The sequence below is a fragment of the Shewanella sp. Actino-trap-3 genome (genome assembly GCF_002836275.1).
Taxonomy (GTDB): domain Bacteria; phylum Pseudomonadota; class Gammaproteobacteria; order Enterobacterales; family Shewanellaceae; genus Shewanella; species Shewanella psychromarinicola.
The window spans coordinates 1,317,871-1,330,987 of record NZ_PJCE01000001.1 but is presented as its reverse complement, the minus strand read 5'-3'; the positions used below and the strand labels follow the sequence as shown (position 1 = coordinate 1,330,987).

Genomic DNA, 13,117 nt, shown 5'->3' with positions numbered 1-13,117 from the left:
ACGTGGACTATCCTTTTTATGCTGCTATTGGACTTTTGTTTCAATTTTGTTTTGGAGTTGATTGCTGATCTGGGTACTTTTGTATAATTGAATTAAGTTTTCTTGGTGAGTGTAATTGAGATGAACAGGGCGCTCAATTCCACGGCTATTACCTTTTACACCAATATTTATTACCGCTTCTCCGCTTGGCGTCATATCAAATGTACTCGCCAATTCACTGTAGTTAAGATGCTCAAGTGCGGTAAAGACTAATCCAAGATAAGGTTGAGATAATTCTAGCTGATCCATTGCAGGATTTCCGGCAACTTCAATTAATCCGCCAGGTGCTCGTGCGGCGAGTTTCCCGCCTTCGATAGTCACTTTACCGTCAACGAGCTCAGCAGGTAATACGCCATCAAATAAGCCATTGGCTTTAACACCCACTTGCGGTTGCTCTTGTAAAAACGTCTCTAAACTGAGCCCTTGTAATAACAAGTATCCATAAGATTTATCATGTAGTTTTAGCACAAACTCAGGTAATAAAAAGCGTCCATCAAGCATGTCACCGCTGGCGGTAAGATTAATGTTGGTTTCGCTTAGCCCTGTGACTTGCTGTAACCAGTTGGTCGGCGTTTTGTTGCCATCTTTATTGAGTTCGATATCGGCATTTAGATTCAAGTTTGTTAGCGATAACCCAAGCTTAGCTTGCTGTAAACTGATTGCGGTTTGTGGGCAGACTAATTGACTGTGGGCAAAGTGTTTTTCAGCAGCAGGAGTATTAGGACCATCGTGAGTTTGCTGCCAGTTATATTGGCATTGGGCAAACACGTCTCCACCGGTAAATGATTTATCTTGCCATTGACCTGACAAGGATGATAACTGCTGTTGAATTTTCATTTCAAACTGACTGGTGTTGTCTATTTCACTTAATGCAAAGCCTGCTACAAGTTTACTGTGGCCTTGAATAGACAAATCACTGGGTAACGGTTGGACTTTTTGTAATGTCTTCATTGCTGCTTCAATGTCGGTATCAAACGTCCATTGACCCGCTAATGATAATGGACTTTTTTTATCGGCAAATTTGAGTAAGTGATAACTGCTTAAGTTAAGTGTATCGAGTTGCCATTGCTCACTACCCACCAGTAATCCTTTGGACAAGGTAAGCTGCTGAGTGACGTTAAGCTTATCCAGCGCAAGCAGAGGTTGGCGGCGATTTTTGCCCAGTTGTTTTGTTATGTCGAGCTTATTGATGCGCCAGCTTATGTCATTAGTCGCCGGGATTTGTAGCCAATGTGCTAGCGACTTTTCGATGGCATCATGTTGATTTAACGCTAAGGATAAACCTTGGTTGATACTAATATCGGCTTTACTCACCGAGGCCTGTGTGGTCGATAGTTTACTTTTGTCCGAATGGATTGCTTGTTGGGCGATAAGTTGGCTAATTTGCACGGTAAACGGTGATAGGTTGATTTGAGTATTATGTTGTTTGAATGTCATGGTCGATGTGTCGTTGATAGTAAACCCGAATGAACCCAATTGTGTAGAGGTGTTTTTGGTCTGTTTGGTGTGTTGTTCATTATCACTGGATATGCTGCGCGAGAAGCTTGTGTGGTTGACGGCTAGGCTGGAGCTCGGGTGTAATGACAGTGTTAATTGATGTTGTTGCTGTGATATTTGACCGACTAAATGCACTTTTGCATCTGACAACGAAAGCTGATCTAAGGGGAGCTCAGGGAATAAGGCTTTAATATCTATAGCACTTGGCGCAGGCGTGGCGACTAGTACGGATGCATTTTTATTTACGCTGGCGGTTACTGGTTTTATGACCGTAGCCTTGTCGGTGGTAGATTTTTGTACTAGTTGTTCGCTCTTGTTGTTGGCCGTTTTACTCGTCGCTAAGGTTAGATCCCAGTCGACATCACTGCGAAATTGTTGATGGCTGTTGAATATAGTATGTGCCAGTTTCAGCTTGCTTTGTAGCAATAACCCTTCAATGCTGACCGCCAGATCAGGGATTGACATCTGCAGCGGTAAAACATCATTTTGCAGAGGAAGAACAACTTCAATAGGATAGGCCATCTGCACATTAATGTGGGCTGGCTGGGAAGCCGATTTAGGGGTTAATTGTTCAATGATGTGTACTATTTGACTAGCATGATCATCGGCTAATAATGCAATTAACTGGTTTCTGTCGTGCTCAGAGGGTGACAGTTGATAGTTTATTGGGGCAATGTCGATTTTTATCGCGAATGTGTCAGTGGTTTTGTTGTTGTCTAACGATGCCGTTATTGGGTAGTTACCCACATTAAGCACGACGTTAACCGGTTGCTGCGGCGCAAAATAGACACTGGGCCACAGTGGAGAGTGCAAGGAGAACTCGTCTATCGATTGTTGACTGCTCATCTCGCCGCTGATTAAATCTATTTTACTCTTGGCTGTCCACAGGCCGTCAATGGTCACTTGCTGCTGACGAATGGGTTGCAGTATTTGTGATAACTGTTTGTGTAAACCATGAAGCATATTATTGGTTTGCGCTTGTTGTGAGTGCGCTTTGCTGGTTAATAAACTTAAATATTGTTCTAACGACTCAAGCCCCTGATAGCTTAAGCCTAAATCAACCAGGGTGGTAAATTGCCATACACGTTTGTCTAAGGTGGCATTGAGACTAAATAGCGGGAAGTCATTAAAACGCCACAAAGTATTTAGCTGACCTTTTTGGGTCAATGTGAGCTGGTCCATTTTTAAAGTGTGTTGCTGTGGGGTATTTTTATCTAGCACAGGAAGCTTAATGTTAATTTCACCTAACTCAATCATCGGCAATTTAGCCAGGTTGAGTTGCATTGCAGCCGGTGATTCTTCAGTTTGTTGTGATTGACGAATGAAAAAACTGTCACCCAAATCAACATAAACACTTTGTGTTTTGATACTTACAATATCGTCAGCGCTGATTTGTTGGTTTTTAAGGATTTGCAGGCTGTCTCGCAGTTCAAGGTTAAACTCTTGAATCGCGATATGACTGTCTTCAATTTTCAATACCAGTCTAGGAATATAAAGATGATTGAATGAGACATATTCCGCATCAAAGTTAAGGACTTCGATATGGTTATCAGCCAATAAGTTATTCAGTATTTTGACCGCAAGAGGCTTGGCATTTTCGATGATGGCCCACACTAAAGCGGCTGTGCAAAACAGGATAAAGAGTAAGATCTTGTTAAGGCTAGATATGCGCAATAGTAACTCGCTTTACGTTTGCTTGTTCAATGGTAACAAGGTGCTCGTTATAATGAATTGGTTGTATGAGGTTCATAACATCACTCATTACAACAATGCTATTCATTATCTTAGCTTCTGACAAACACTTTGTAAGTGGTATTAAACATTGTTTATCCAGTGCAACTTAAGATGAAAACATATGGGGGTAAACAATTCAATTCATCAGTAAGTGACTAATAATTAGTGACTAACAAAGAGTGACTTATTAAATGTTATACCCATAAATTGATTAGCTTAGCATGGTATTAACATCAAATTGTTTAAATCTATTACATTATTAATCTAGGTGTAATCTAGTGTTAATCCTAATAAAAAAGGCGCTGATTAGCGCCTTTTTTTGTCAAAACATCGTTATTACCATTTTAAGATAATCAATATGATGTTATTTATTTCAGCAAAGGTTCTACAACCACGTGTTGAAGTTCAATTGGCGCAATGGCATGCAGGGCATCCATTGCGGCACCGACTAAGGTAATCTTTCCTACAGATGATTCCACTAATACTGCCCGCTTTATTTCGCTGTATTGACGATTGTTGCGAATTAGATTGGATAAAGCCATTTGCATCGGTTGCATTGATGGATTAAATGCCGCACTTTCAGCATAGCGGCCGCAGAAAGTGGCGCCATCGTTGGTTTCTAACACGACAGCTGCATTGCTATTGGTGTATGGCGCATAACTTAGCCCCATTTGGTCAATGGCTTCGATGATCATTGGGTCATCTGAATCACAATTAAATTCTAGCTCACGTTTACTTAATAGTGGCATGGTGACATCTAAGTCTGCCGGTCCAAAAGCATAGGGTAAATAATGGGCTAACGTTTGGGTTTCTTGCTCTGGTAGGTGAATGTTAATCTTACTGCCATTGACCAGTTCGTTCATAAATTGACGGCAATGGCCGCATGGGCTGAAATTAACAATAATATCAACAACTTCTGCTTCACCGCTTAACCACGCATGACTGATGGCACTTTGTTCTGCATGTACACTGTGGAATAGCGCTTCACCGGGTAATTCTAAATTGGCGCCCATGTACAAGTCACCACTGGCTCCTTTTGCAATGGCGCCGACGTAAAACTCGCTTATTGGTGGGTTTGCAAGTGCTGCTGCAATGGGCAATAAGTCCATGAGCACTTGCTGTTCTGGTTTACCGCTTGCCTTGACAAGGCCTGCAAATTGGCTGGCATCAATATGACCACAAAATTGGTCATGTAATAATGGCACAAGTGCTGTAGCCAAAGGCTTGTCTAGTTGAGTAATGCTGTTTAAAAAACGATTTTGCATTCCCTTAATCCTTAAATGAAATAAATTGAGCAAAGTGAAAATTCACTATAATGATTGTAAATATTGATATAGGGCTTTTAATAGCTTTTGTTTGTGTTCATTCTCGCTGGTTTCTTCGACCAGGTTCTCGAGTTTAATCACATAATCGGCATCAGATAAGCGTTGTTGACAGAAATCTCGCCATTTACGAGCTTCACTGTCTGTTAATGTTCCTGGGTAGTTACGGGCCCGGAAACGAAACAACATTTCATCGATACGAGGATCATCAAACTGCAATGCCAACGCCGCTAGGTTACGAGGTTCGGTATGACAAATAATGTCAATTTTAGATTTATCTGCATGGCTAAAAAATCCACCGCTATAAAGCATTAAATCAGGATCGGTAATCGGTTTGCGATTTGATTCAAGTTCAAATACTTGGTTAAGCTTTTCACGTAATTCGGGATGGTTTTTTAAGCGTTTATATTGCTCACGTGCAAATGCTTTATCAAACTGTAATTTCTCCGCGACCTCGTCATCCAGTAATTTTGGCGAACCAACAAAAGGGCATTTGTTAAGCTGAATTTGCTTGAGCGGTATTGGCAGCTCATTTTCTGATAATTCTTGACGAGGAGTGTACATACGATGGTTAATTTCTTCAGCGGACAACTCTATCAAAGGTGAGATGTCCATGGCCAAATTAATGCAGATCACTGAATTTTTATTGGTTGGATGATACGCCACGGGTGCAATCAACGTAGTACAGCCTTGAAGTGCACTAATTTTCGAGCTGACATGAACCAAAGGCTGCATTTTTAATACATCAACGTGGTCAGCAACCGCTTGTTTACGTCTTAAATTAAAATAATACTGGTACAGTTTAGGTTGTTTCTGCTTTATCAGTTTCGCCATGGCAATGGTGGCGTAAACATCAGACATGGCATCATGGGCTTTTTCATGACTTAAGCCATTCGCTTGGGTGAGTAACTCCAGTTTAAAACTGGGTGAGCCATCTTCTTTCTTTGGCCAATTAATACCGTCAGGGCGAAATGCATAGCAAGCTCTAACTAAATCAATAATATCCCAACGCGAATTACCGTTTTGCCATTCTCGAGCGTAGGGATCGATAAAGTTACGATAGAAACCATGACGACTGACCTCATCATCAAAACGTAATGAATTATAGCCCACGACACAGGTGTTAGGCTGGCTAAATAACGTATTGATACGTTTCATAAACTCAGCTTCAGGTTCGCCTTTAAGATTAGCCAGCTGCGGAGTGATACCGGTAATTAATATTGCTTCGGGAGACGGTAAGTAGTCAGGCGCGAGTTTGCAATAAAAGGTTTCAGGTTCACCAATAATGTTCAACTCTAGATCGGTTCGAATACCCGCAAATTGTGATGGGCGATCTTTGCTTGGATTTGCCCCAAAAGTTTCATAATCGTGCCAGAATAAAGTGGGTTGAATTGCGTTAGCCATAGTAAATATAAGATCCTTTTCGCGATTAAATCCATGTTAACATTTATCAGCATAAAAAAATGATAATGAGATAAAGTTCAATACAAATTTTCTAATATAGCCTTGTTTACTGGTGACTAATGGGGATTTGCTGGTTACAATTTAACGAAGTAATTAAGGAATATTCTATGGATCACCATCTCTTTACTCAACCAAGTGTTTGCGAAATTAATCAACCTACTGCGTTGACACTGCGCTTATCTGAAAGTGTGAGTGATTTATTAGTGTTATCAACGATGAGTAATCCTTTGGTTGAGTTTGTGGTGAGCCAAGTTAATCATACCCAAGCGACACTAATTATACGTATCCAACCGTTTTTGACTTTTGCTTTTGAGCATACGCAGCCATTAATCCAAACGCCAGCTCAACGACGATCCGTGGGGCAGGGGATTAAATTATATCCTTCAATGGGAGTGGCTCCTCGCGTGTGTATCGAGCAACTTAGAAGAGGGGTGACGATTAATATTAACGTTGATGAGGATATGTATTTTAGATTATCAGCCGAAGCTCGTTTTGAACTGGTGACGTTAGAAAATGACTTACGGATTTTGAGTGAACCTCAAGCACTCGTTATGGCTAAAGCGATATTAGGGCGTAAGTTTGATTATAATGAGCCCTCTAACATGCTGGCCGTTCATATTAGTGAATTAGAGCAAGTCCGACGAGAGTTACGTGATTACCTCAGTGGTGAGTCGGGCAAAATCCACCCTGGTGTCTCAACTGAACTATTAAAACTTGATCATTTATTGCAAAATAAGCACCAATGGTTGTTGCGAACCTATCATCAGTCATTAGAGCGTCCTAATTTGGGGCGTTCATCCAATGAACAACTTTATAATAATGAGCAATTACAACGTAAATTAGATTGTTTTGAACTATTAGCCCCTAAAGATGTGTCGGAAATGGTCACTAAACTGTGTGATGACGATCTTTAATTTTTCAGTAACTCTAGAGTCCACCCATGTCTTATATTTGCCCTATTTGCAGCGCCCCGTTAGTGAAACAACAAAATGCTTGGCAATGTGAACAACGTCATCAATTTGATTGTGCCAAAGAAGGTTACGTTAATTTACTGCCTGTACAAAAAAAGAAAACCAAAGACCCTGGTGATAACAAAGAAATGATGTTCGCTAGAAGAGAGTTTCTTAATCAAGGCTTTTATCAGCCCTTAAGCGACAAGGTTAACCAGTTGGCGTTTGAATATGCTCCAGATGCCAATAAGATACTCGATATAGGCTGTGGTGAAGGGTATTACAGTCATCGATTGTTTGAAGCGCTGCAATCTGTCACTCAATCCCATTGTGAGCTTTTCGGGGTAGATATTTCTAAATCTGCCATTCGTTATGCAGCCAAACGCTATTCGGATCTGCATTTTTGTGTGGCGAGTGCGTTTGAAATGCCTTTGGCAAATAATAGTTTTGATTTAGCGATCCGTATTTATGCGCCCTCTAAGATTGAAGAGTTACAGCGGGTGATAAAACCGGGTGGAATATTAATTACGGTTTCACCTGGTCCTACACATCATTATGCATTAAAGAAGAAAATTTATAGTGAGCCCAAGCTGCACCCACAAGGCCCCTTGGTATTGGATGGTTTTACATACTTAGCTCACGAAGCGTTGAGCTATTCACTATCGCTAACCCATGCAGACGATATTGATCATTTTCTTAATATGACACCTTACGCCTGGAAGTTGAGTGATTCACAGAAGTCTCAAATAATAGAGCAAGGGCTTGAGTGTGAGATAGACTTTAAAATCGAAATTCATCAACGCGAACAAGAAACAATCAGATCATTGATATAAATAACTATCTGATGCTCAAAGATAAACCATTTTGTCATGTCACCAATTAAATACTATCTTTTGATTGATGTTTGTTGACTTATCTCGAGAATGGTTTATAGTCTACTCAGCTTGAAGGTTGGGCTTATATTTATCAATACGACCAGTTTCGTCCTGTAAACATAAGTAATACCGGCATTTTCCAGCTTTACTGCCGTTAAGGCTTTAACTATTTTTTTCTACAGGATTTATATATTATGTCTCAAGTTACTGGTGTTGTTAAGTGGTTTAACTCTGATAAAGGTTTCGGATTTATTGAGCAAGAGTCTGGTCCAGACGTTTTTGTTCACTTCCGTGCTATCAATTCAGACGGTTTCAAAACTCTTGACGAAGGTCAGAAAGTTTCTTTCACTGTGACTCAAGGTCAGAAAGGTCCTCAAGCTGAGAACGTTTCAGTAGTTGGTTAACATTTAGCTTTAGCTAAATGTTAGGACTTTAAAACTGTAACAATTTATTGTTGCAGTTTTTTTTTGCATTTTTATGTGTGTTGCCATCATCTAAATCATCTAAATCATCTAAATCATCTAATCATATAATCATATAATCATCAGTTTCACCTCATTGTCTAAGTTATTAATCTCATTTATATCCTTATGAATAGTGTAGCAATTACATTAAATATTACGTCGCTTACGCTTGTTAGTTCAAGGTAGCCAAAATAACTATTCCATAAATAACCATGCCATAAAATAACTATGCCCTATATGGACCCTAAGCTTTTATAACACTTTTGATTAATCGGTTCACTAGCATATATTTAGCGTCTAAAGAGGTTTTTTTGCCAGCGCCATGATGTAAATCTGAAACCTATTACCTTCTCTCTACATTGGCATTTAAGCCTTATCCTTCGTTGTAGCGCTTTGAACTCCCGCAGAACAACAAGATTACTGAACACAATTGCTCCCTCCACTTAGCACCGACTCAATAACTTGACTGGTTATTTGATTGCCCTAGGGAGTGTCGGCGATATAAACATAACTACCCAAGGGAATTGGCGATTGTTCGTGCGCCATGACGGCAAGGGGCCGTTAGCTAGTTAACCTTAGCGTGGGATATTTCAACGGTGGTCAAAAGCTTGTCCTGCTAACGGCTTTGGCGGCTGTAGTAATTGGCTTGTAATGGATAGGCTATTGAGGGGGTGGCAATGCTCTGCTCGAAAAAAAATGGGCAAGTTTGAGATCAAATCGTTGAAACTATTTTGACTTATATCGAGCAGTGTTACTTCTTGCTCACGTTGAGGTTATTTGCATTAATGATATTCAAAGGGGTGCGAGTGAAGAGGCTTTTCAGTTTAATGCACTTGTTGTTAGAGTACCGATTGTTTTAGAACACTTGCCGTGAGGGGGTAGCTGTTCAGATTATTTGTTTGAAAACTTTTGTCGTTTTAGAGTAAATACAGTTCTGGGGATTTAACGGTGACAGAACTTGCTGTGCAGTGGCTTAGCGGTAATATTATTAATGAATTTACTGTGTTCAGTGATGGGAGTGTAAATCGTTTTGCATTATGCTGACCAGATGCATTACTGATGTGCGCAAGGATACCATCGCTTATTAATTAGGTGAGTCATCACAGATTAATAAGCAATGGCATTGACTAGGGCCATCAGGTTATTCAGTCTCTTTTTGGTAACGCTAATCCATTTCTCGTCAGTATTAAAGTGTTGTTTTACCCATGACGATGGCTTAAGAAAATAAGGTTTCCTCTAAGGTTCTGCCTTTAAGCAATGCCTTATATTGCCACTGATGGGTAGTAAACAGCTCAAATAACTGCATTTCAAGGGTAAAGCTAGATTGTTTTTGATACTCGATTACATACTGCTCATCACTAATTCGTCTTACTTCAATAATGTCGTTAAGGCCTAATAACTGCTGATGTAGACTGTCCATGTCGCACTGTTTCATGGTGAGTGTGAGGAAGTCTGTGGCTTGACTGGCGTTTATAGAGACGGATTGTTGCAGTTTTCCATGTTCAAGATAGACAACTTGGTCGCATAGTTTTTCAAGTTCATCAAGATTATGTGAACTGATCACAAATGTGGTATTACCGGATAAGTCTTTAACAATCTGCCGAATTTTTTTCGCATTGGCAGGATCAAGTCCGGCTGTGGGCTCATCGAGTAATACAATTTTGGGTGAACCCATCAGTGCTTGAGCAATTGATACCCGTTTACCCATGCCGTGACTTAAGCTTTTAGGTTTGGCATCAGCGGAATCGGTTAAATCCACAAGAGTAAGCACTCTTAACGCTTCTTGCTTGGCAGCCGCGACTGTCATGCCTTGCAATTGAGCGAAAAACTGCAGTTGCGACACAATCGTAAAATTAGGGTCTAATGCGGCATCTTGTGGTAATGCCGATAACAGCCCCTGTAGCGCTTTGCTACCAGGCTTATGACCTAAAACCCTAATACTACCTGTGGTGGGTTGAATATAACCGCACAATAAACTGAATAGGGTGGTTTTACCGGCACCATTGGGACCCACTAATGCGATAGGAGCACCTTCAGTCAAGGTTAACGATACGTTATCGAGTGCAAGTTTATTGGCATATTGTTTAGAAAGGTTGTCACATTGAATAATACTCATAGCGCGCTCCGACTCATCAAGACTTTACCGACAAATAAAATAACTGCAGTTTGCAGTAAAGGAATGGGAGCAAGTGCCAATGAACTTAATCCTTGAGTGTTGATCAAACTCGCAATTTGCGAGCCAGGAAGACACCAATTTAACCAGCTGAGTTGTGGGAAATTCATATTCACTATGGCGATAACAATCGATACAACAGCCCATAAGATGATCGCAAAAATACTTGCTTGCCTGGCTGAATTTGCTTGTAATGACAGCACCGCCATGGCGGCAGTATAGGGCAGTAATATAATCACTAGGTTAACCATCACTAAAAGACTGGTTGTTATTGATGGCAACAATAATGATATATCACGAGATGATGCCAGTGCTATGGTCGCTAATAGCGTTAAGATGATCAACATAAATTGAATAAGCATTTGACCTAAGAAACGACCAAAGAACAAACTAGTACGACTGACTCTTAATGTTAGAAATCGTAAGCTACCACGTTGTTTATCTGAACTAAATTGATCAGCTGCTATAAAAATACTAAACATTGGGAACAGATAGAGTGCCGCCAACCAAAACACGGCAAATTCTGCCACAGGCCATTCGAAGAGATGACGTAAACTGCCAGGCCCAAACAGTGCTTCGGTAAAGTTTTTAAAGCTGGGCAGCATGATAAATTCAGACGCACTCTTAATAGGATAAAGCAATAAAATGGCCCAAATTAACATAAAGGCAATTAATGAAATCATGCCGCTTTTATTACTAAAACGTTTGGTGAGTTCATATTTGGCTAATAACCCAATATGAGTAAGTGTCGACGGAGAGGTGGTACGGTCCATATCTATTCCCTTGCTTAACCCGTTAATGGAAAGCATAAATTAGTTTAATAGCGTCTCTAATTGCGCGATTTTTTGCTCGAGTAAATCAACTCTTTGCTCAAGCTCTGTGACCCGATCGTTTGGTTGTAAAGAGTGCTGAGTGTGAGTAGAAACCTCAATGGCGTGACTACTATTCACTTGATAGTCGTCGACTTTGCCACTAAAGCACTCAAGGAAGCGGCAATCACGTTTATTAGCTTCTCGAGCGAGTTGCACTACTGACGGTTTTTCCCGCTGGCTTAACGCCAGCAATGCGGTCTCAACTTGCGACATATCAGTAAATTCGTGGAGTCGGTTGGTACGGGTTTTTAGTTCCCCTGGTGTTTGTGGGCCACGAAGTAATAACACACAGATTAATGCGACTTCAGCACTGGTTAACTGTAATTCACTGAATTCGGTATTACAAAAGCGATGCTTATATTTTACGACTCGGCTGCCAAAACCCGATTGCTCGCTGATTAAGCGTTTTTGGGTAAGGTCATCTATTATCGTTTGTACTTGAGATTCGCTCAGTGACATAACCGGTTCGCGACTGCTTTTTTGATTACATGCTAAGGCGAGTGAATTTAATGACAGAGGATATTGATCAGGAGTCGTGAGTTCTTTTTCGAGCAAGCATCCGATAACTCTAGCTTCTAGTTGGGTTAATTCCATACACAGTATCCTTTTAATGAAAAGCATGATTCTATTACTTTTATAACAGAGGCATGCTTTTTCTCAAAGGATTGGACTAGTTTACTCAAGTTAATCGAATATTGTTCACACAGTTAACCGAATACCGTCAGTTTCGATGGTGATCTCACCGGCTTTAAATAAGCCGCCAATGGATTTTTTAAAGGCTTTTTTACTCATGCCAAGTTTGTCATAAATGACATCAGCATCCGTTTTGTCATGTAAGGGTAAAAAACCGTTCGCGCTGCGCAGTTTATTGATGATCAAACGGGCATTTTTATCCAGCTCGTCTTTATCACCTTTTTGCAGTACAAGATCAATTTTGCCATCACTGCGGATGGTTTTAATAAAACCAGTGACCTTTTGGCCAAAGCGAAGTTTTTGAAACACTTCATTTTGGTAAATAACGCCCCAATGCAGGTGATTGATAATGGCTTTATAACCTAAATCTGTCGTGCCGCCGATGATCAAGTTAACTTGCTCGCCTTGGGTGTAGTGTGCTTCAGTTTTGTCGACAAACTTATCCAGTTTAGAGGATGCCATAATGCGTTCATCGGCATGGTTGGCATGGACATAGACTAAGTATGAGTGGCCTTCTTCTGCCGGTTTGTGTTGCTCACCAAAGGGTAATAATAAATCTTTGTCTAAACCCCAATCTAAAAATGCACCGAAAGGCCCAGTGGCAATCACTTTTAAATAAGCATATTCACCTACTTGGGCCAGAGATTTTTGGGTGGTGGCAATCACAATGTCTTCAGAATCTAGGTAAAGAAACACATCGACCATATCCCCGACATTACAACCGGTAGGGACAAATTTATTAGGAAGCAAGACTTGTCCAAGCTCTTGAGCATTTAGATAAACCCCAAAATTAACTTGTTTAACGACTTCTAATGAATAACGTTTACCGATCTGTATCATGAATGACTCTACTTTAATAAAAATGAAAAGATGATCTTAATAAAAACACTTAATTATACACGTAAAATTCGCTCACGTTGTGTCAATTAATCGCTATCTAAAATCATTTGCTGTTATCACTGTCTTTGTCGATGTTTACCATGGGAATTGTCGGCAAATTATTATCAAAATTAATCGGTAATTAACTTGCATTA

Annotated in this window: 10 protein-coding genes; 3 read left to right on the top strand and 7 right to left on the bottom strand. The window is 40.3% G+C overall.

From position 1 onward, the window contains the following. Positions 1-24: 24 nt before the first annotated feature. From CXF80_RS05710 to sbcB, 3 genes are all read right to left on the bottom strand, one after another. Positions 25-3,210, bottom strand: a complete 3,186-nt coding sequence (locus tag CXF80_RS05710; protein ID WP_101031970.1) for a YdbH domain-containing protein — start codon at positions 3,208-3,210, stop codon at positions 25-27. 428 nt (positions 3,211-3,638) lie between these two features. Then, complete coding sequence (gene cdd, locus CXF80_RS05705) at positions 3,639-4,535, bottom strand: cytidine deaminase (protein ID WP_101031969.1); 897 nt, start codon at positions 4,533-4,535, stop codon at positions 3,639-3,641. Between the two features lie 45 nt (positions 4,536-4,580). Then, positions 4,581-5,996, bottom strand: a complete 1,416-nt coding sequence (gene sbcB, locus CXF80_RS05700) for an exodeoxyribonuclease I (protein WP_101031968.1) — start codon at positions 5,994-5,996, stop codon at positions 4,581-4,583. 167 nt (positions 5,997-6,163) lie between these two features. On the opposite strand from sbcB, the gene CXF80_RS05695 reads away from it, so the two are divergent. The 3 genes from CXF80_RS05695 (at position 6,164) to CXF80_RS05685 (ending at position 8,285) form a co-directional block, all read left to right on the top strand. Continuing rightward, positions 6,164-6,970, top strand: coding sequence for a hypothetical protein (locus CXF80_RS05695; protein WP_101031967.1), 807 nt, complete (start codon positions 6,164-6,166; stop codon positions 6,968-6,970). A 26-nt stretch (positions 6,971-6,996) separates the two neighbouring features. Continuing rightward, a complete protein-coding gene (rlmA, locus tag CXF80_RS05690; RefSeq protein WP_101031966.1) occupies positions 6,997-7,839 on the top strand; it encodes a 23S rRNA (guanine(745)-N(1))-methyltransferase in 843 nt (280 codons plus the stop codon). 236 nt (positions 7,840-8,075) lie between these two features. Further along, positions 8,076-8,285: a cold-shock protein gene (locus CXF80_RS05685; protein WP_011496716.1), complete on the top strand. Its 210-nt coding sequence runs from the start codon at positions 8,076-8,078 to the stop codon at positions 8,283-8,285. Positions 8,286-9,561: 1,276 nt separating this feature from the next. Here the strand turns inward: CXF80_RS05685 and CXF80_RS05680 are convergent. The 4 genes from CXF80_RS05680 to CXF80_RS05665 all read right to left on the bottom strand — a co-directional run bounded on the left by CXF80_RS05680 (position 9,562) and on the right by CXF80_RS05665 (position 12,923). Then, positions 9,562-10,461 (bottom strand): ABC transporter ATP-binding protein, encoded by a 900-nt coding sequence (locus CXF80_RS05680; RefSeq protein WP_101031965.1) that lies wholly within the window; start codon positions 10,459-10,461, stop codon positions 9,562-9,564. After that, positions 10,458-11,291 carry an ABC transporter permease subunit gene (locus CXF80_RS05675; protein ID WP_101031964.1) on the bottom strand — a complete coding sequence of 278 codons (834 nt, stop codon included), beginning with the start codon at positions 11,289-11,291 and terminating at the stop codon, positions 10,458-10,460. The genes CXF80_RS05680 and CXF80_RS05675 overlap by 4 nt, the downstream gene beginning before the upstream one ends. A 39-nt stretch (positions 11,292-11,330) precedes the next feature. Further along, the gene (locus CXF80_RS05670) at positions 11,331-11,984 is read right to left on the bottom strand and encodes a YceH family protein (RefSeq protein WP_101031963.1); all 654 of its coding nucleotides are present in this window, start codon (positions 11,982-11,984) and stop codon (positions 11,331-11,333) included. 105 nt (positions 11,985-12,089) lie between these two features. Continuing rightward, positions 12,090-12,923 carry a CvfB family protein gene (locus CXF80_RS05665; protein ID WP_101031962.1) on the bottom strand — a complete coding sequence of 278 codons (834 nt, stop codon included), beginning with the start codon at positions 12,921-12,923 and terminating at the stop codon, positions 12,090-12,092. Positions 12,924-13,117 lie beyond the last annotated feature (194 nt).